Origin of the sequence: Peribacillus sp. FSL M8-0224 (genome assembly GCF_038003055.1) — a bacterium.
Classification (GTDB): domain Bacteria; phylum Bacillota; class Bacilli; order Bacillales; family DSM-1321; genus Peribacillus; species Peribacillus frigoritolerans.
Map to the genome: position 1 here is coordinate 284,309 of NZ_JBBOOJ010000001.1, position 19,072 is coordinate 303,380.

19 protein-coding genes are annotated in these 19,072 nt (G+C 39.5%); 12 read left to right on the plus strand and 7 right to left on the minus strand.

Annotated features, from left to right (window positions below; all coding sequences use genetic code 11):
* Positions 1-105: 105 nt before the first annotated feature.
* The 6 genes from MKX49_RS01300 to MKX49_RS01325 all read left to right on the plus strand — a co-directional run bounded on the left by MKX49_RS01300 (position 106) and on the right by MKX49_RS01325 (position 9,360).
* A complete protein-coding gene (locus MKX49_RS01300) occupies positions 106-426 on the plus strand; it encodes a PadR family transcriptional regulator (RefSeq protein WP_034305446.1) in 321 nt (106 codons plus the stop codon).
* Positions 423-977 (plus strand): DUF1700 domain-containing protein, encoded by a 555-nt coding sequence (locus MKX49_RS01305; RefSeq protein WP_340874384.1) that lies wholly within the window; start codon positions 423-425, stop codon positions 975-977. The genes MKX49_RS01300 and MKX49_RS01305 overlap by 4 nt, the downstream gene beginning before the upstream one ends.
* Positions 970-1,764: a DUF4097 family beta strand repeat-containing protein gene (locus MKX49_RS01310; protein WP_048687226.1), complete on the plus strand. Its 795-nt coding sequence runs from the start codon at positions 970-972 to the stop codon at positions 1,762-1,764. Before MKX49_RS01305 ends, MKX49_RS01310 begins: the two co-directional genes overlap by 8 nt.
* A 220-nt stretch (positions 1,765-1,984) precedes the next feature.
* Positions 1,985-2,944 (plus strand): sensor domain-containing diguanylate cyclase, encoded by a 960-nt coding sequence (locus MKX49_RS01315; protein WP_340874389.1) that lies wholly within the window; start codon positions 1,985-1,987, stop codon positions 2,942-2,944.
* Positions 2,945-3,318: 374 nt separating this feature from the next.
* A complete protein-coding gene (locus MKX49_RS01320) occupies positions 3,319-4,515 on the plus strand; it encodes an MFS transporter (protein ID WP_048687223.1) in 1,197 nt (398 codons plus the stop codon).
* Between the two features lie 165 nt (positions 4,516-4,680).
* The gene (locus MKX49_RS01325; protein WP_340874393.1) at positions 4,681-9,360 is read left to right on the plus strand and encodes a hypothetical protein; all 4,680 of its coding nucleotides are present in this window, start codon (positions 4,681-4,683) and stop codon (positions 9,358-9,360) included.
* Positions 9,361-9,473: 113 nt separating this feature from the next.
* Here MKX49_RS01325 and MKX49_RS01330 read toward each other — a convergent pair whose 3' ends face one another.
* The 4 genes from MKX49_RS01330 to MKX49_RS01345 all read right to left on the minus strand — a co-directional run bounded on the left by MKX49_RS01330 (position 9,474) and on the right by MKX49_RS01345 (position 11,548).
* Positions 9,474-9,722: a hypothetical protein gene (locus MKX49_RS01330; RefSeq protein ID WP_340874396.1), complete on the minus strand. Its 249-nt coding sequence runs from the start codon at positions 9,720-9,722 to the stop codon at positions 9,474-9,476.
* Positions 9,723-9,790: 68 nt separating this feature from the next.
* Entirely contained in the window at positions 9,791-9,985 is a 195-nt protein-coding gene (locus MKX49_RS01335; RefSeq protein ID WP_340874398.1) for a hypothetical protein, read from the minus strand.
* 20 nt (positions 9,986-10,005) lie between these two features.
* Complete coding sequence (locus tag MKX49_RS01340; protein WP_340874400.1) at positions 10,006-10,284, minus strand: hypothetical protein; 279 nt, start codon at positions 10,282-10,284, stop codon at positions 10,006-10,008.
* Positions 10,285-10,621: 337 nt separating this feature from the next.
* A complete protein-coding gene (locus MKX49_RS01345; RefSeq protein ID WP_048687216.1) occupies positions 10,622-11,548 on the minus strand; it encodes a hypothetical protein in 927 nt (308 codons plus the stop codon).
* Positions 11,549-11,799: 251 nt separating this feature from the next.
* Between MKX49_RS01345 and MKX49_RS01350 the strand changes: the two genes are divergently transcribed.
* The 5 genes from MKX49_RS01350 (at position 11,800) to MKX49_RS01370 (ending at position 16,392) form a co-directional block, all read left to right on the plus strand.
* Positions 11,800-12,030: an excisionase family DNA-binding protein gene (locus tag MKX49_RS01350; protein ID WP_323598776.1), complete on the plus strand. Its 231-nt coding sequence runs from the start codon at positions 11,800-11,802 to the stop codon at positions 12,028-12,030.
* Positions 12,031-12,759: 729 nt separating this feature from the next.
* Complete coding sequence (locus MKX49_RS01355) at positions 12,760-13,779, plus strand: AI-2E family transporter (RefSeq protein ID WP_048685492.1); 1,020 nt, start codon at positions 12,760-12,762, stop codon at positions 13,777-13,779.
* A 337-nt stretch (positions 13,780-14,116) separates the two neighbouring features.
* Positions 14,117-14,938, plus strand: coding sequence for a basic amino acid ABC transporter substrate-binding protein (locus tag MKX49_RS01360; RefSeq protein WP_034305421.1), 822 nt, complete (start codon positions 14,117-14,119; stop codon positions 14,936-14,938).
* A gap of 78 nt (positions 14,939-15,016) precedes the next feature.
* Complete coding sequence (locus MKX49_RS01365; RefSeq protein WP_251541342.1) at positions 15,017-15,673, plus strand: amino acid ABC transporter permease; 657 nt, start codon at positions 15,017-15,019, stop codon at positions 15,671-15,673.
* On the plus strand, positions 15,670-16,392 hold the full coding sequence (locus tag MKX49_RS01370; protein ID WP_076371113.1) for an amino acid ABC transporter ATP-binding protein: 723 nt from the start codon (positions 15,670-15,672) through the stop codon (positions 16,390-16,392). The genes MKX49_RS01365 and MKX49_RS01370 overlap by 4 nt, the downstream gene beginning before the upstream one ends.
* A gap of 63 nt (positions 16,393-16,455) precedes the next feature.
* On the opposite strand, the gene MKX49_RS01375 is transcribed toward MKX49_RS01370, so the two are convergent.
* The 3 genes from MKX49_RS01375 to MKX49_RS01385 form a co-directional block, all read right to left on the minus strand.
* On the minus strand, positions 16,456-16,827 hold the full coding sequence (locus MKX49_RS01375) for a hypothetical protein (protein ID WP_048685483.1): 372 nt from the start codon (positions 16,825-16,827) through the stop codon (positions 16,456-16,458).
* 162 nt (positions 16,828-16,989) lie between these two features.
* The gene (gene cidR / locus MKX49_RS01380; RefSeq protein WP_340874407.1) at positions 16,990-17,871 is read right to left on the minus strand and encodes a cidABC operon transcriptional activator CidR; all 882 of its coding nucleotides are present in this window, start codon (positions 17,869-17,871) and stop codon (positions 16,990-16,992) included.
* Positions 17,872-18,030: 159 nt separating this feature from the next.
* Positions 18,031-18,456, minus strand: a complete 426-nt coding sequence (locus MKX49_RS01385) for a universal stress protein (RefSeq protein WP_048685474.1) — start codon at positions 18,454-18,456, stop codon at positions 18,031-18,033.
* 165 nt (positions 18,457-18,621) lie between these two features.
* Between MKX49_RS01385 and MKX49_RS01390 the strand changes: the two genes are divergently transcribed.
* Positions 18,622-19,017 (plus strand): MerR family transcriptional regulator, encoded by a 396-nt coding sequence (locus MKX49_RS01390; RefSeq protein WP_251541334.1) that lies wholly within the window; start codon positions 18,622-18,624, stop codon positions 19,015-19,017.
* Positions 19,018-19,072: the final 55 nt, after the last annotated feature.

Here is a 19,072-nt window from a genome sequence, read left to right on the forward strand (position 1 = left end):
ATGAACAGTACCATGTGGTAAATTATTTACATAAGATGTATTGTTCGGTGTTTGGTACTGTTTATTGAACTGTACTGAAAAACTATTGGAAGGAGTGATGGTGCTATGAATGTACAATTTAAGAAAGGTGTTCTGGAACTGTGTGTCTTGGTTTTACTGGATAAGCAGGATCGCTATGGATATGAACTTGTACAGAAGATTTCGGATCAAATTGAAATATCGGAAGGGTCGGTATATCCACTTTTACGACGATTGACGAAGGAAGAGTATTTTACGACATATTTGCAAGAATCAACAGAAGGGCCTCCGCGCAAATATTATACATTAACCGAAAAAGGACGGAGATACCTTCAAGAACTGCTGATGGAATGGAATGAATTTTCCAATGGGGTCAATCAATTAATCAAGGAAGGTGTGAACCAATGAATAAAGAACAATTTATAAAACAATTGAATGCCTCTTTAACCAGACTTTCCTTAGAGGAACGGGAAGATATCCTTCAAGATTACGAAGAGTATTTCGAAATTGGAATGGAAGAAGGGAAGTCAGAGCAGGAAATCTCCAAATCCCTTGGGAATCCTAAACAGATTTCCAAGGAACTGATGGCAACCTATCATCTTGGTCAGGTCGAACAAACGACTTCTGCAAGTAATGTTATGCGGGCGGTTTGGGCAGTCATTGGTTTAGGGTTCTTTAATTTAGTAATCGTTTTGGGACCATTTATAGCCTTGATCGGAGTTGTCATTGCAGGGTGGGTTTCGGCGATAGCGTTCATTCTTGCTCCGCTTGGCGCTCTGTTTAACCTTGTGTTAGGTAACTTTCAATTATTCGATCTTTTCTTCGCATTGGGACTATGCGGGATTGGCATTTTCATTGCCATGGGAATGTTTGTCGCTACGAGTGCTTTAACTAAAGGATTCATTCGCTATTTAAAATTTAACGCTTCCCTTGTGAAAGGCGGTTTGAAAAATGATTAATGTAAAAAAATTATCGATCATTGCACTTGTATTGTTATTGATCGGGGTAATAGGAAGTCTGTTTACGTTTTCCCAAATGACGAATAAGGAAACGACTACAGAGGAAAAAACGATTTCGGAAATCGTGACGGACATTCAGATCGACGCTGACAATGCAGCTGTAGAGATCGTGCCAACGAAGGATAAGGAGACCAGGATAGAGTTGGTTTCAAAAGGGATGGATGTTTCCAAGTTGGATTTCACTGCAGATGTGGAAGGGAAGAAGCTTTCGGTACAATTAAAGGATCGGCGTACGTTTAGCTTTGGCTTTCATATTCAATCCTTACATTTAAAGGTGTATGTGCCTGATGAATCTTATAAATCCTTTGTCGCCGAATCCGATAATGGAAGATTGCAAATAACAGGATTGAAAAGTGAAAATCTAAATGTGAAATCTCAAAATGGCCGGGTAGAATTAAATGATATAATAACCGAAAAAGTTGAAGTGAAATCTGCTAATGGAAAAGTAGAGCTTAATAATGTGGAGGGAAAACTGGTTGGTTCATCGAATAACGGTAAAATCACATTAGTCACGAAAGACTTGGATAGGGAGATCGAACTCGAAAGTAATAATGGTAAAATCATGATCAAAACGGAGAATGAACCGACGAATACAACATTCGATGTTCATGTTGACAATGGGAGAGTGGATATCCTTGGTAAGTATGAGGGCGATACTGTCATTGGCAAAGGTGAAAATCTAGTTAAATTGGAAACGAATAATGGGAAAATCGAGATAACGAAATAGTCGAAGTATATAAGCCGATCCAATTGGGATCGGCTTTTTTCAGTTATGCGTCCCCTTTTCTTAAGGAGATAAGGAAAACATTTAAAGTTTTTCCTTTTAGATGTTTTTGGAATTATAATATAGAAAGGATAATTATGTTAAAAGTAATGAGTGTAAGTCCGCCCTCAAATCTAATGATAGGGTTTTAAGGAAACGACTTCAAAAGTATGGGGGCTGTATAATGAAATTCAATAAATGGTCATTGGATATATTTAAACGGACGATCTTCACTCGCAAGAAAAGGGAAAAGGATTATCTTAAAAAAGGCTTCGAAGTGCAAAAAAAAGTGTTTAATATAGTGGAAAGTTCTAAGGATATTATCTACTGCTACGAATCGAATCCAAGTTCCAAGTTCAGGTATCTAAGTCCATCCATCAATACACTTTTAGGTCAAGGCGTCTTGGAAGAAGCATACAATGACCCTTCCTCCCCTTTCGAAAGGATTCATCCTGATGATTTTGAACTCCTAAATGAAAAGATATATGGTGGGATAGATTATACTAAGCCGGTCATTCAACGCTGGAGAACTATCGAGGGTGATTTTTTGTGGTTCGAGGAATATGCTACACCCATTTATGAAGAAGAGCAATTGGTAGCCGTTCAAGGAATCATTCGCAATATCGATGAAAGAGTGAAATTCATACAGGATATTGAGTATCAAATGTCCCATGACCCTTTAACGAACATTCATAATCGACAGTTTTTCGATAATATAGCTGCAAAATCCAATCTGGATTTTGACACTCCGGTTGCCATGATATTGTGTGATTTAGATGAACTGAAATTTATGAATGATACGTATGGACATAAGAAAGGAGATGAATTGATTAAAGCAGCGGCAAATCTATTAAAACGGATTTTTTCAGAAATCGCTGTTGTAGCGAGAGTGGGAGGCGATGAGTTTGCCGTTCTTCTGATTGACAGAAGCAAGCGAGAGGTAGAATCTCTTTGTGAATTATTAATGGAAGAAATCCTTTTGCAAAACTCCCTAAAAAAAGGCCCTCACATCAGTTCATTCGGGCATGCTTACCGTTCGCATTCCAAAGGGAATATGGATAGCTTATTCATGGAAGCGGATCAAAAAATGTTTCAAGATAAACGGCGAAGAAAAGAACAGAAACTCGTTCGGCCGGGCAGATGAAAGATATGGAAACAATAAGATAGGGTGTAGAACCATTCTTCACTTGCAGAATGGTTGTTTCAGGGGATGTTTTATGAAAATTTGAATGTAAGGAAAATCCATTATGCTGGCGGGATGCGTTTCAGCTAAGAGCCGTTACGGATGAATAGAGGCAATGGTTTAATGCATTACAGCATGGAGAACCTAAAAATTATTGGTTTGCATACGGAAGGTAAGTGGACGGAAATGATCATGAATGTTAAAGGGGGGAGCCCGGTGTCATATTGGGCTTTTATTTATATATATATATTTAGGTACACGAAATAAATCATTCGCTTATTTTAAGCAATTTTAGTAAACTGGCAATGACTATTATAATTAGAAGGTGAAGGGATATGAGGGAAACCTTAGTGGATGAACGGGTAAGAGGGACTGATAAAATCTGGACACGTGATTTCATCATGATCTGTTTGGCAAATATGTGCATCTTCATGGGTTTTCAAATGACGATGCCGACCCTCCCGTTGTTTGTAGAACAGCTTGGCGGTGATGACCGTCTTGTGGGGGCTGTCCTTGGAATCTTCACTTTTTCGGCATTGCTTGTCCGGCCAATTGCCGGAAGATTATTGGAGACGAAAGGAAGGCGCATCGTTTTTCTTGCCGGGTTAGCCATTTTTGCTTTGTCAGTGGGTTCCTTCGGTTTCATGGGGAGCATCGGCTTGTTATTCATGATGCGGATTGTACAGGGCGTCGGCTGGGGATTTTCTTCAACGGCTTCAGGAACGATTGCTTCCGATATAATCCCTGCGAAACGGCGTGGTGAGGGGATGGGGTATTACGGATTATCGGGTAACTTAGCACTGGCATTCGGGCCATCATTGGGTCTTTTCCTAGTTACGGTCCTTCCGTTTCAAGAGTTGTTTTTGATCTGCTCTTTATTAGGATTGCTTGCCATCATTGCAGCATCACTTATTCGGTATCAAAAAGTGGAAAGTGATCCTTCGGCGGCTGTCAGAGCCAAAAGATTTGATATTTATGAAAAAAGTGCCCTTCAGCCATCTTTGCTCATTTTCTTCATCTCCGTTACATTTGGTGGAATTGCAACCTTCCTTCCCCTGTATACAGCGGAAAAAGGTGTAGATGGAATTCAGTGGTACTTTTTAGTATATGCAATGGCCCTTATGGTCACGAGATTATTCGCGGGTCGACTATATGACAGAAGGGGACATCGAGCCGTATTCGTGCCTTCAACGGTACTCATCATGGCTGGAATGCTGCTGCTTGCATGGATGCCGAGTGAAGCGGTACTTTACATTGCGGCAGTGCTTTATGGATTTGGATTCGGTTCTGTGCAGCCGGCGCTGCAGGCATGGTCGATTGAAAAGACGGCACCCAATCGGAAGGCGATGGCGAATGCCACATACTTTTCATTTTTCGATCTTGGAGTGGGCATAGGTGCCATCGTGTTCGGGCAGATTGGCTTCCTCTTCGGATATAGGAGCATCTATATCACGGCAGCCGCCTCGATTTTCATTTCGATGATCGTTTATTTATTCATCATCAGGAGCGAGGATAAAGGAAAATCAATATAAGGATGTTGAATGGCTTCAATGGAAGTCATTCTTTTTTTTGAGTCAGTAGGAACACCCTTGGTACATTATCCTAAATATTTTAAAAATGGAAAAACTTTATTATTATCGAAAGGAGATTATACATAAGATGATAGAAGGTCTATTTGAAGGAAGGGGAAGCTTGGAATGAATGACTCTTCAAACGAAGAAATGACATTAGAAAGAAGGAAGCGTATTTTCCAAGAAGAGCTGGATGTTTTATGGGAAAGGCGGCTCATCCCTAAATCAGAATATATCCGGATTAGCAGGGCTTACAATCGGCATTTCCAATTAGCCCTCCATAAACAAAAGCGCTTAGAGCAAGAAAAGAAGAAATCCACCCATGGAACTGAAACGATAATCGGTGAAAGTGCCGATAAGAGGATTCAGGATAGCCTGATCGAAGAATCTTCATTCCAATTACGGGAATCCAGTGGATTGAATGAATCAATAATGAAAGATGAGAAGGCCGGGTATGCGCCTATTGAATCTGGTTTCGAGGAGAGCCTTGAACCTGTCAAGGAGATCAATGATAGGAAACCGGTTATTCAAAAGCAGGCCATCAAGCGGGAGAAACCGGTAAAACCGGCAAAGCCGGCAAAGCCGAAGAAAACACCTGAACAAATCAGGGAACGGAATATTTCTGTCATCCTGCTCACTGGGGTCATATTGCTTCTGTTTGGCGGGTTGATTTTAGCAACCACTTCATGGGGGGATCTGAATGCGGTCCTGAAAGTTCTCTTCATTGGAATGGTATCCGTCATTTTTGCAGGGATGGCCTTCATCGCTTCGAAACTGAAAATTGAACAGACCTCTTTTGCATTCCTGACACTAGCGGGTTTATTCATTCCGATTACGATTTTATCAGCTTCATATTATCGGATTTTTGGAGAGTACCTTTCACTTAATGGTGGGGGGCGGGGGCTTCTGGGGTTTCTTGGGGGATTACTCTGCTTAGCCATTTATTGTAAGATTGCTGACTACTTCAAGTCGAAAATATTCATTTTCATTTCAATATTCACGTTTGCCATTACCTGCTATTTCGGATTGGCTTTTGTGACGCCGACTATCGAGTGGATGTTTTTGGCGATTGGCGTTCTTAATTTATTGCTATTAGGGAATATTGAGCAATTGAAAAATCAAAAAGCATTAACGTTATTCAAACCATTCATTTTTCAATTTATCCAGTTTAAGATTATCGTGGAGACCTTTGTGATCCTGACGTTATTTTCAAGCAACTTGGTGTATTCGCTAACGTTGATGGTCTTTTCTGTTTTGTTTTTAATTATTTCGGTCAAATTCAAAAAAAAATATTATGAAATGGCTTTTAGCGCCGTTTTCACGTATGGATATATCCATCTAGTTTATAACTCGTTTATAAGTGAGTACATGATCATTGCATTTGCACTTGTTCCAATCATTTTTACCATGCTATCGAAATATCTGGCTAAAGCCAAAAGAACTAAGCTTTCGAAGCACTTCATGATTACCAGTTTGATTGAGAGCGGGATCGTTTTCTTATATAGTAACGCGATGGTGTACCAGGAGAACTATGCGCAAATATTCGTCGCGCTCATGTTATTATCCGCCCAGCTTGCCTATGTTTCCCTTCAATCGAGAAACTCAAGCCTCACGTACCCGGCTGTTGTTATTTTCGACTTAGCGTTACTATACCTTTTCTTTGCCTTGCCAATCTCTTTTTCTACCATTTTAAATCTGTTATTTGTTATTCAGGTCGTTCAATATCTTGGAGTATATTTATATAATCGTCACCCAAGGTACATCCTGTTTAGGAAGAGTACCTTACTTATCTCCCCAATGATCATGTTAGTGATTCTGACCATTCAATTCAGCGAAATGGATTGGCTTGCAGTTAGTGCGGCTCTCGCCATGATCTCTGGGCTTTTCTTCATCACCTATATAAAAGACGAAACAAAGCATATGAAGGAAAATGCCTTATACGGATTTCCAATCACTTTCGTACTAGCTTTAGTTGCTTTCTATCCATATTTGACGGAGAGTTTAGAATGGGTTCGGTCAAATTTCCCGCTCAGCGTCTATTTAATGGGTGTTTCACTGGTTTCCATCGGTGCGGCTTACACATTTAAAAAGGGATACTATAAACTCTTTCCAGTTTTTGCATATAGCGGGCAGATTCTTTCTTTCCTTTCCTTGATATCGATTCCATTCGATTCACAAAATCCTTTGGAGGCAAGCGGAGTGATTGCCGTAGCTACTGCAATAAACGGCTGGTCCGTCCATATCCATCGGAAGCAAATATTCTGGGTGCCTGTCGTGATTACAAGTGCCAGCTTATATGCTTCACTCTACGATGTTTTTGATTTTGCATCAATGGTACTGAGGATTGCGTTCGTGTTGCTCGGCCCCATTATCTTTTTCCTATTAGGAGAATGGCTTGGGAAATATTCGAAAAGTGGGAAACTGTATTTCTTTTACGCAAGTCACCTTGCCAATTTACTGGCGATTCCTGTTGGATATTTGCTCATTATTTTTACGGAAAGCTCACCGTTACTATATGTTGCACAACTGTCGATTTATATTTTGAGTGCTTTAAGGGCGCATGTTAAATGGGAAAAATACGTTTTTACGTACCTAGGGTTTTCAGTCCTTTTCCTACAGGTCCATTTATTTGTGGTAAACATGGAGCAAATAGTATTCATTACATCAATATGCATGATGATTACAGCAGGACTCATAACCATTCTGTGGGGGTTATCCAATAAGAATTGGAAAGGCATCATGGAGTATTACCTTATTCCATTCATTCATTTAGGGATAAGCATATCCATTTTGGAAACGGCGATCCGGGGCTTTCCACTTAACCGCGAGTCAGTCTGGGTAGGAGTGATGACTGTACAGCTCTTGTTTGCCTGGTATCTGCTCATGCAAAGGAATTGGCGGAACTATGTTGCGGTTCCTCTAGGCCTTGCGTTCATCTTCTATAATATGTATGTAAATACATTGCCTCTGGTTATGGCGATTATCGTATTGTTTGTATGTATGGTTGTGATGTTGATGGCTAGCAGACGCCTTTTCAAAGGATTGCTCAACCAAGAGGGTACGAAGAGAGTCATTGATCATTATCGGATTTTTGGCTTGCTATTTCTGTGTACTCTGAATCTGGAAGTGTTTATGAGCGATACAGCTTCTGCGGTTTTGGGAATTTTTGTTTCCCTGCTGTTGCCTAGCTACTTCATCCTGATGGGAAGATTCACAATCTATAAGAAAGAAAAAAGCATTTACTCGGGAATAGCGGCAATCATCGGCCTTGTCCCCTTCATCAATATCATAGTTTATGCCCATACACTCCCAATCGTCACGAGTTTGGCTGTTCTTTTTGGCTGTATGGCAGGAATGTTGTTGTTAAGCAGGCTGTATTCCAGCGGTTCACTCAAGAAAAACGGATCAGGCATCATCAGCTTTGATCCTTTCAGGATTTATGGTTTATTCTTTTTGATCGATATGAATGCGGAGGTTTTTAACGATACTAAACATCAGTTACTCCAAGTCTTTGTATCGCTTCTGTTAACCGCTTATTTCATTTTCCTGAGAAGCTTGACAGCGGAAAAGCTAGAAAGGAAAATTCATTCCAATATTGCTGCACTAGTCAGTCTGTATCCCTTCCTGATCATCGTCGGCTATGCCGACAGCCTATCTGTTGTAATGGGCTTGCTGTTCCTTTTCGGCTGTATGTCAGGGATGCTGCTTTTAAGCCGGCGTTATTTCGATGGTTTAATCAAAAAGGAAGAAGCAGGTATGATCATCGATGCATACAGGATATATGGCCTGCTGTTTTTACTGGCCATGAATCGGGGATTTCCAGCAACTGAAACATTGACCCAGTTACTCGAAGTTTTTGTATCGCTCTTGATCACGGTTTACTTCATCTTGATTGGAAGTTTCACAAAGGATGTAAAAGAAAAGGGCATCTACGTTTGGCTGACGGGAATTCTCAGTTTGTATCCGTATTGGATCATCATCATGTACGCGGACACATTGCAGCCATTCGTTGGAACGGCAGTCCTTTTTGGGGGTACGGCCATAATGGTCTTGCTAAGCAAGAAATACTTTAAAGGCTTGCTTGATAAAGGCGGGGCAGGACTTCAATTGGATTTTTACAGAGTCTATGGTCTGCTGTTTCTTATTGCCATGAACATGGATGTTTTGACAGGGGGACCGGCACATTTCATTTTGGAAATCATCGCGGCACTTCTGATTCCGGCCTATTTCATTTTGATGAGAAGCACGACGACAGGGATGTTGGAAAGAAAATCCCAGTTGGCAGCAGCGATTTTGTTCAGCCTATATCCTTATTGGGTCATTGTCGATCAGCTCACGATCCCTCCTGTACTTGAGGAGGAGGTGAATATTCTGCCGCTATTCATTGTCAGCACCACTCTGCTGAGGAAAATCTTTGTTAAAGGCAAAATTACACAGTATATCGAAAGCGGTATTGTTTTCCTTTTGTTTTTAGCCCTGATCATTGATGCAATGGCAGGAAACACCTTATATGATGCCCTCATTATCGGAACCGTGTCATTGGCAGCAATGCTCTTTGGATTCATGATGAAATACAAATCCTATTTCATCGCTGGAACTGGGACGATTTTATTCAATGTCTATATGAATACCAATTCGATGTGGGGCGAGATGCCATGGTGGCTGTATTTAATCATCGGCGGAGGGCTGCTTATCGGAATTGCATCTTTCTTTGAATGGAAAAAACAAAAAGACAACAGGACCTCTAAGGAGGTTCTTGAGAAAAATAAACAAAGGATCAAGAATTGGTTCAATCGGTGGAATTAATGAAGAAGAAAATGGAATGCGTCAGATACCCAAGCTCTTAACCTTGGACGAAAATTAAAAGGGGTTCGGAATTTATTAATTCCGAACCCCTTTTGCCTGTGAACCGAGAGTACTTAAAAGCTCTCTTTCTCTGCTTCTATTTTTTTTATTTCCTCATCCCAATCATGAATTTCTATTTCCCACTGATCTATATTAGTTTGCAAAACATTAATTAAAAATGGTGATAGGACATTACTGTATTTTTCTAGTTCTTGAATCAATTTCACTCGATCTTCAGTTAAACCTTGCACTAATTTTTTTTTGCTTTCCAAATTTGCATAGACAAAAACTGGTCTGAATTTTCGGATCTCATTATCACCCATATCAGTTGTAACTCCTTTTAAAAAATAAATTAAATATATTTATATAAATTTTATTCAAAGTATTATAATCACATTATAAACCAAGTGATTGCACGAGCAAAAGCATCGGCAATTTGTAAAGAATATTTAGAAGGTACCCCAGCATTTTTTAAATAAGTATTTAATCGTGATTTAATTGTTGATTGAGTAACACCCTCAGCTTCATCAATCCAATTATCAAGTTTATCTAACGCTTTTGTCATTTTAGATGAATTACTTTTCACATATTTAGCAGCATCTTTATCTAAAACTTTAGAGCATAAGACAAGATACTACCACCTTGTTTTACTGCTATTTTAAGTGCATCGATCCCAATCTGTATTGCCCACCCTTTAAATCCGGCAGGTTGAATACCTACCACTCCTGAGGATGGTTCTTCTGTAGCAAATTCATAAGAATTGTTAAACATTGAATCTGCTGTATTAGTTGAATATTCATTAGTCTTATTTACATCTTCTTCAATATTAACTGTTGTTTTATTACCAACAGCAAAACTAAATGTTGGAGCAATAGTGGAAAACATTAAAATCGTTGCTAAAATTGCTAAAAAGTGTTTTTTTATTTTTTCTTCTCCTTTTACTAATAATCTAAAAGCTATAAATTAAATTCTATAGAATTTATTAAAGGACATTGTTCCAATTTTGGTTAATATCTTTTCAATTTTGAATTATTATCTAAAAAAACAAACTCATAGTAGAATCTCTCTTACTTTTCATGGAGTTGTTTTGAAGACTTCAAAAACATCTGAAATAAAGTTTGTGGAGAATTAGGAGAAATACAATTGAGAATATCATCAAAACCATAAAAGACCACTCTGAAAGCATACAGAGTGGTTTTTTCACGTTTATTCAAATGAAAGCTCAAGACGAACAAGAACTGCATGAAGAACAGCTGGAAGAGGAATCAGAACTGCTGTCATGGGAACCGGTATGGCCACCATGATCGGCATGGCCGGACCCGGAGGAAACTGTGTTCGGTTCATTCCCGAATATATCTTTAAATTCGCTGTCAAAATCATCGGTACTTGCATAAGTGAAATAGGCAGGAGCTGCGTAGTCAGTCTGATCATACGTTTTCCGCCAATTCAATTCTGTCATGGGGCGATTTTCTTTAAATTGTGAAGTGAAAGCTTCAAAGGTCCGTTCCGCCTGTATACTTGTCGGTTTCCGCATATATTTCTCTTTTAACTGCTCCAGCTCCAACGTTTCAAAATCGCGGAGAAGCGTTAGCCCTTTATCATGTTTGAAAAATTTGCCCCATTTTTGAATGGAATGGGAGTCCACCGTAAATAGCTGTACATAGTAAAAGTCAAAAAGAGTGCGCTCATCGGGTTTGAAAACAGGTTCTGAATGAGGATGGTGCTGAATGGTCCTACCGATGAAAACCTGGCAAAACTCATCATATTCCTGTCTATAGTTCAGCATGATATGCCATAACTCATCGATGACTGAATTAAACATTTCAACTTTTCCAAACACTGCAGCCATAATCAAATAGCGTTTCAATTCACGCCAGGCCTGATTGACCTTTAACTGTGAGTCCCGTGGATGCTTCAGGCGGAATTCAGTATTGACCTTTTCCATATAATCGAAATCCAGTGCTTTATTAAGCTTTTCTATCAATGCTTCTGAAACGATTTCCGTTGCATGAAGATCTAAAGTTTCACCATGGTATTTACGGAATTCATTTTGATAGCGTTCCATTTTAGCCGGTTCACTTAGCCCTTTAACGAAATTGACCAGGAAAACAGCAAAAATTGCCGCAAGAATGACATAAAAGAAGGTCATTTTTGTCCACTCCTCTTAATCTATGGATATATTGCTTTAACATTATCTTACATGTTAATGGAAGGGATTGTAAGTTGTTTTATCTAAAATGTTCCGTTGGCGGAAATTGATTAATCTCGTGAGGTTGCATGACAATACCCTGAATCGGGTATCGTCCTTTCCTTGGCATGTAAGGGGTTTTCAGTTAAAAATCAAGCGCTTCAAATAATGCCTCATATCTAGTATAGTTAGAGGGGAAAAGGGGTGAAGGCATGTACTTGACAGTAAAAGAGACTGCGGAATATCTATCGATGCCGGAATCTTATATAGAAAGTTTAATCGTTCAAAATAAAATTCGCACCGTTCATGATGGTGAGCAGCATTTGATTTTTAAAGATCAATTTAATATGCATCTTGAACAGATGGAGAAATATAAGAAGGATTTAGCGGATTATTTTAACGAACCCATTCCCGAAGATATCGATGTGAAAGATGAAGATTAGCATCTGTCCATTTGGCAGATGTTGAGTTTCAAAAAGGAGGAAGGTACGAGACTCCTGCTTAGAAAAGCGCGTCTAGGGTAAGACACCACAGGCTCAAGCTGAGGAGGCTCCGACCGCCCGTGGAAAGCGAGTGCCTGGAGCGGAAATCAACGTCCAAATTGTACAGCCATAACAAAAGCTGAGGCCATAGCCTCAGCTTTTGCTTGTAGATAAAAGGGGTCCTGAAAAAATATCTTTCATCAAGTGAAGTTCCCGAACCAATTGACCCAAAGTAACACCTTCAACTCCATAGGTATGGCTCTATCTCAATTTTATACAGAAGTTGATTGGAGCGGAAGGTACGAGACTCCTGCTTAGAAAAGCGCGTCTAGGGGAGACACCGCAGGCGCAAGCCGAGGAGGCTTCGCGACCGCCCGCGGAAAGCGAGTGCCTGGAGCGGAAATCAACGTCCAAATTGTACAAACCAATAAAAAATCGTATTTTCAGTGAGTTGTCCAAGGTCTGGCATCTACCGATTTGGCAAATGTTTTTTTCATGCAGGAAATGGCTGTGAAAGTAATGGTCGAATTTCCGAAAAAGGTCTTAACTACGTCTGCATCAGGGGCCTTACTCATCATTCAAATAATTTTGTTGTCAATGGAAGGTAATTGTAGTAGAATCCTTCAATTCCGTGTAAAATGAAAGGTAATAGGAATTATCACGGCAGAATGGTAGTTAGGAGATAAGTAAGTGGTAAAAGATTATTTGCAAAGCGAAGGTTTTTCAAGGTTAATTACATTAATTGTGTTAGTTCTCTTTTTAATAAGCATCGGCAGTATGGTTAATATCGTGTTATTCACATTTGTTTTCACTTTCCTGATGGGAAGGCTGGAGCAATTTATCATGATTCGGCTGAATAAAGTAATGCATATCAACTCCAAGGTTGTTATAAGCTTTTTATATGCAGTCGTCATTTCTTGTTTAGCCATCGTTCTTTATAAATATCTACCGGTCATTACGTTACAATTCACGGAATTAGTGACACAGATCGTTTTCTTCTTTCAACATCCACCAGATAGCAGGGTCATTCAATATGCCATTAATATAATGAACGAGCTGCGATCGCCGCTCGATCTTCAAACACAGATGAATACACTCTATCTTTATATATCCGATTTCGGTAAACTGGCATTTCAAATTTTCATTTCCATGTTGCTTAGTCTATTTTTCTTATTGGAAAAAGATAAAATCATTCGTTTCACTTCTAAATTCAAGCGGGCCAAATTTAAATCTTTCTTTATAAACTTAAGCCACTTTGGCGTCAAATTCATCAATTCATTCGGAAAGGTAATTGAGGTCCAGTTTTTGATAGCCATTACGAATGCTGTCCTATCCGTAACTTTCTTATGGATTCTTGGCTTCCCGCAGTTACTTGGTCTAGGAATCATGATTTTCTTCCTTGGTTTGATTCCGGTTGCAGGGGTCATCATCTCCCTCATCCCGCTTAGCATGATTGCCTATAGCATCGGCGGCATGCCCAAAGTGATTGCCGTATTAATCATGATTGTTGTGATCCATGCAATTGAAAGCTATATTTTAAATCCGAAATTCATGTCGGCAAAAACGAATCTTCCAACATTTTTCACCTTCATCATCCTATTGTTTTCCGAGCATTTTCTTGGGATATGGGGATTGATCATCGGAATACCGATATTCATCTTCCTGTTGGATATGTTGGATATTGAAGAGGGGAATACGGAAGTCCCATAATAATCATTTAAGCAGCAGCCGCTAATATGGCCGCTGCTTATTTTTGTTCCATTAAATCTTTTGAATGGTGGCACTATCTGTTTTCAATATAATATCCATTAATTCGAGTGAAGGGGAGAAAGTTGCCTCTTTCCCCATTAGAGCACAGTTGCGTTTTTAATTTACCGAGTTAATTGATTAAAATTTTATTTTACTAAAGTTATTTATCGACTTTTTATTGCATAAAAAAACAAATAAACGTATAATATTCTTAAAAGAATATACTGAAAGTTCTCTAAAGTTAGATTTATCTGTTTTTTCAAAAAAGAGAGTTTACGAGAGAGAAGAGGGGATTATTTTGAAAAAGGTTTCTTTTTTAGTGTTTGCCATGGTTGCTTCCTTGTTACTAGTCATGACAGGATGCGGGAAGGATAAGGAAGTCTCGACAACTGGTAAAGAAGAAGAGTCCAATGGGAAAACACTCAGGATCGTGACTGACGCCAACTATGCTCCATTTGAATATCTTGAAGGCGATAAGATTGTAGGATTCGATGTTGATTTCATCAATGCCGTTGCAAAAGAAGCGGGATATGAAGTTAAATTGGAAAGTGTCGGTTGGGATCCGATTTTTGTTGAAATCGAAGGTAAGAGAGCGGATGTCGCCATATCTGCGATTACAGTGAATGACGAAAGAAAACAATCTTATGACTTCTCGGTTCCGTATTTCTTATCCACAAACAAAATTCTCGTTCCTGAGGATAGTGATATAAAATCTGGAGATGAATTGAAAGGAAACGTCATTGCCGTTCAGACCGGTACTACTGGACAGGAAGCGGTAGAGAAACTCCTTGGAAAGAATCACAAGGATATCAAAAAATTCGAAAATAATAACCTGGCCATTCAGGAATTACTGAAAGGCGGAGCATCGGCTGTCGTAGCTGATAATACGGTTGTTGAAGAATATGTGAAAAATAACCCCGATCAAAAACTGAAAGTCGTTGAAGACAGCAAAAGTTTCAATGAGGAGTTTTATGGTCTTATGTTCCCAAAAGGCAGTGAATTGAAATCGGAGTTCGATAAAGCCGTGAATGCCATTTATGAAAATGGGAAATATGCAGAAATTTATAAAGAGTGGTTTGGTACTGACCCAGATATTGAAACGTTGAAAGCACAACAATAAAACAAATGGATAGTAAAAGATTGCGTAACTTTACGTGTGAAGTTACGCAGTTTTTTTGGTCTTTAGGAGGGGAACGAAATGAGTTTTCGCTGGGATATTATTTTTGAATATGCTCCTTTCTTATTAAAAGGGACATTGCTTACTATTGGGCTTTCGGTTTCCTCCATCCTGATCGGAACCTTTTTGGGGTTATTGATCGGTTTAGGGAAAATCATGAGAAACAAAGTGCTTGCCCTTCCTTTTTACGGATATGTCACGGTTTTTCGCGGAACACCGCTTTTAGTTCAAATCTTTTTAATCCATTTTGGAATCGTGCCCTTTTTTACCGGGGAAACGAATGCAGTAACCGCCGGTGTCATTGCTTTATCGTTAAATGCAGCCGCGTATATCGCAGAAATTTTCCGGGCGGGCATTCAATCCATCGATAAAGGGCAAATGGAAGGGGCGCGTTCATTGGGGATGACCCATGCCCAAACAATGATACATGTTGTATTGCCTCAAGCTTTCAAACGAATGATTCCTCCGTTAGGAAATGAATTCATCGTATTATTGAAGGATTCATCCCTGCTTTGTGTCATTGCTGCCCCGGAATTGATGTATTGGGGGAAAGCGATGGGGAGTCAGTACTTTAAAGTATGGGAGCCGTACTTGGCGTGTGCCTTCATCTATCTATTCCTTACCCTCATCTTAAGTTTTGTATTAAATAGACTCGAAAGTAGGTTGAAAACAGAATGATAAAGGTGGAGAATCTTAAGAAGTCATTTGGCGATAATGATGTATTGAAAAATATCAATGCAATCGTTTCCCCTCGGGAAGTAGTCGTGGTGATTGGTCCTTCTGGGTCGGGAAAATCCACTTTCCTAAGGTGCATCAATCAACTTGAAACGATAACGGGAGGCCATATTTTCATTGAAGGGCTTGATACGACAGATAAGAAGGTCAATATCAATAAAGTCCGGACGGAAGTTGGCATGGTATTTCAGCATTTTAACTTATTTCCACATAAGACTGTTCTTGAGAATATAATGCTTGCGCCGATAAAGGTCCGCAAGATATCCAAAGAACAGGCTTCCCAAAGAGGGATGGAACTGCTTAAGAAAGTCGGACTTGCAGAGAAAGCGAACGCATATCCGGATTCATTATCAGGGGGACAAAAGCAACGCGTAGCAATAGCAAGGGCGTTGGCGATGGAACCCAAAATCATGCTATTCGACGAGCCCACTTCCGCCCTGGATCCGGAAATGGTCGGTGAAGTCCTTGAGGTCATGAAGCAACTGGCTAAGGAAGGCATGACCATGGTAGTTGTGACCCATGAGATGGGGTTTGCAAAAGAAGTTGGAGATCGCGTGATTTTCATGGACGAAGGTTATATTATCGAAGAAAATATTCCTAGTGAGATTTTTAATAATCCCCAGCAGGAAAGAACTAAAGCCTTTTTGAGTAAAGTGCTTTAATTACACGTAAAGAAAAAAACCTTCCATTATGGGAGGTTTTTTTTTCGGGGCATATCAGGGGCTTCATTTGATGCATGAAGCGCCTAAAAGCGATTCAGGGCTTTTACCGAGCACAAGCATACTGATTTTGGCATATCCAATATTTTTACTTTGGGAGAAGGTCTGAAGTAATACCTGGATATTCGGATCATCCTTTAACTTTTGAACTTCCTCTATATATAATTCGATAATGGAGGGCATAACGAATTCAGGGGTGTATTCGTTAGGGTTTTCATCCATGATTAATGTGCCCATAAATTGATATTTAAATTGAAGAGCCCGTGTTAAGGCAACGACATGGAGCAGTTTATTAAATAGTTCGGGGTATGAATATTTAATTTTCTCCAGAGCTGCTTCTGATGCCTGTAACTCATCGACATTAGATAAAGTGATCATGAATATCTCCTTTTTAGAACATATGGAATCCATCAGCATTCAACGTGCTTTTTACTAATACTAGTCTACCCCCGCCGTAACGGATTGTAAAATGGTTAGATGTTATCATGTGCATAACCCAAATCTATGATAGTGCTTACATCAATCATGCTGGATGATCCACTACTTATGGGACAATGCTTCCCTAGTATATTTCAGCCATTCTTTTGCAGCGTATGAAAGGTAATGGTCCTTACTCCATATGAATCCTAAATTCCAACTAATGGAGGGGTTTCTAACCTTGATTGTCTTTATGCGTTCATCATGACGGCATAAGCTTTCCGGTAATAGAGCAACGCCAAGTTTACAGTAAACCATTTCCTCAATAAAATCCCAGCGTGAGCTTTCAGTAACGATATGTGGAGAAAAACCAGCTTCATTACAGGATGAAATGATGAGGTCTCGAAGGACGTAATCTTTATTGAATAAGATGAAAGATTCATTTTCCAAGTCGGCCAAATCAATTTCATCCCCACAAGCATGGGGATGGGAGGGATGAACAATCAAGTTGATGTCTTCTTCCAAAAAAGCAAAATGGTGAAAAAGCGCGTTGTTGGTTGGCAGGACTATTACGCCTATATCGATTAAATCATTTTGGACGGATTCTTCTATTTTCTTTGAACCATCCTCTACTAATTGAAAGGTGATATTGGGATAGTCCTGGTGAAAACGGCTAAGAATTCGGGGGAAGAAAGAAGCGTCGATGATCGGCGGCAGCCCGATGCGTATATGTCCCTTTTTTAAACCTAATAAATTGTCCATTTCCGTTTCTAAATTGTGAAAGGCCTTATCGATCAATTTTGCCTGCTCTAAGACAACCCTCCCTGCATCGGTCAAGATCAGTTGCTTACGTGAACGATCAAAAAGCTCAACACCTAGCTCGGTTTCCAGGTTTTTGATCATCTTGCTGATGGTCGGCTGGGTAATGAATAAATGATCGGCAGCCCGAGTGAAGCTATTGAAATTGGCAACCTCTATAAAGTATTGCAAATGTTTAATATCCATTGCGTCACCTGTTATCCTCGTTTGAAATTAGTTTCATTTTACCCGTAAACGGAAGTGTTTGTAAAACATGATAAGTTTGGAGTTCATGAACGCATAAATAAGCTGGATTCCAAAGGGGAACCCAGCTTATGAAGGGGCTGGCCATATCTGCCGTGAATTTTATTTGACCAACAAGACAGGAACTGGAGAATGTTGAACGATATAGTGGCTCACGCTGCCCAGGAATTCCTTGAAGCCGCTCAATCCGCGGCTGCCCATGATAATAAGGTCACAATTCTCGGATTTTGCATGTTCCAATAAAGTCGTGATGGCTGAACCTTCTACGACAAATGTTTGGGATGCATTCGGGATTTCGGATAAAAGCGCTTCCGCTTTTTTAATCACTTCCTTGCCATACTTAAGCATGGATTCTTCAATTTCCTGAAAAGCATTGCCATATATATTTGGCTTGATTGGCAGTGTAACAGCGTGAAGCACCTGGATTTCGATAGCGGGATCCAGCTTCGCTAATTCAATCGCTTTTTCTAAAGACTTAAGTGCCAATTCAGATTCATCATAAGCAACTAATATTTTTGAACATAGCATTGATCGATCATTCCCTTCTATAAAAGAATATATCCATAGTATATCAATATAAATCTTTCAGGCAGTTTCATATATTATAAATTTTGTGAATATTTCATTGAAGTTTACGTTAACGTTAATGTTAAAATAAAGGTAAATAATCCCTTTGCAAAGTGTGGTTTTAACATGTACACCATTTCTGAGTTAGCAAAAGAATTCGGATTGACGACAAGGACCCTCCGTTATTATGAGGAACTGGGTATGCTTAGGCCAATGCGTACCGAAACGGGAAAAAGAGTTTATGGAAAGAAAGAATATGCACAGCTCAAAATCATAATGCGCGGTAAGAAGTATGGTTTTTCGTTAGTGGAAATAAAGGATATAGTCCTTTTATTCGATAAGGATAGGACAGGCATTAAGCAATTGGAAAAAACGATTGAAACTGCAGGACAGAAGTTAAACGAACTTAATGAACGAATTAAAGAGCTGAATGGGCTGAAGCAGGATTTTGAACAGGTAATCAAAGGTTTTACCGAAACCCTTCATGAGTTGAAAATGAACGATAAAACAGGCAAGCGGTGAAATTAATCTTGAAAATAGGTTTTGATGATAGTGAAGGATGAATATATATTCTAGA

Excerpts from the sequence above, each read along its gene's own strand:
- MKX49_RS01300 (WP_034305446.1), top strand. The coding sequence starts at position 106 with ATGAATGTACAATTTAAGAAAGGTGTTCTGGAACTGTGTGTCTTGGTT.
- MKX49_RS01305 (WP_340874384.1), top strand. The coding sequence starts at position 423 with ATGAATAAAGAACAATTTATAAAACAATTGAATGCCTCTTTAACCAGA.
- MKX49_RS01310 (WP_048687226.1), top strand. The coding sequence starts at position 970 with ATGATTAATGTAAAAAAATTATCGATCATTGCACTTGTATTGTTATTG.
- MKX49_RS01315 (WP_340874389.1), top strand. The coding sequence starts at position 1,985 with ATGAAATTCAATAAATGGTCATTGGATATATTTAAACGGACGATCTTC.
- MKX49_RS01320 (WP_048687223.1), top strand. The coding sequence starts at position 3,319 with ATGAGGGAAACCTTAGTGGATGAACGGGTAAGAGGGACTGATAAAATC.
- MKX49_RS01325 (WP_340874393.1), top strand. The coding sequence starts at position 4,681 with ATGAATGACTCTTCAAACGAAGAAATGACATTAGAAAGAAGGAAGCGT.
- MKX49_RS01330 (WP_340874396.1), bottom strand. The coding sequence starts at position 9,722 with ATGGGTGATAATGAGATCCGAAAATTCAGACCAGTTTTTGTCTATGCA.
- MKX49_RS01340 (WP_340874400.1), bottom strand. The coding sequence starts at position 10,284 with ATGTTTTCCACTATTGCTCCAACATTTAGTTTTGCTGTTGGTAATAAA.
- MKX49_RS01345 (WP_048687216.1), bottom strand. The coding sequence starts at position 11,548 with ATGACCTTCTTTTATGTCATTCTTGCGGCAATTTTTGCTGTTTTCCTG.
- MKX49_RS01350 (WP_323598776.1), top strand. The coding sequence starts at position 11,800 with ATGTACTTGACAGTAAAAGAGACTGCGGAATATCTATCGATGCCGGAA.
- MKX49_RS01365 (WP_251541342.1), top strand. The coding sequence starts at position 15,017 with ATGAGTTTTCGCTGGGATATTATTTTTGAATATGCTCCTTTCTTATTA.
- MKX49_RS01370 (WP_076371113.1), top strand. The coding sequence starts at position 15,670 with ATGATAAAGGTGGAGAATCTTAAGAAGTCATTTGGCGATAATGATGTA.
- MKX49_RS01375 (WP_048685483.1), bottom strand. The coding sequence starts at position 16,827 with ATGATCACTTTATCTAATGTCGATGAGTTACAGGCATCAGAAGCAGCT.
- cidR (WP_340874407.1), bottom strand. The coding sequence starts at position 17,871 with ATGGATATTAAACATTTGCAATACTTTATAGAGGTTGCCAATTTCAAT.
- MKX49_RS01385 (WP_048685474.1), bottom strand. The coding sequence starts at position 18,456 with ATGCTATGTTCAAAAATATTAGTTGCTTATGATGAATCTGAATTGGCA.
- MKX49_RS01390 (WP_251541334.1), top strand. The coding sequence starts at position 18,622 with ATGTACACCATTTCTGAGTTAGCAAAAGAATTCGGATTGACGACAAGG.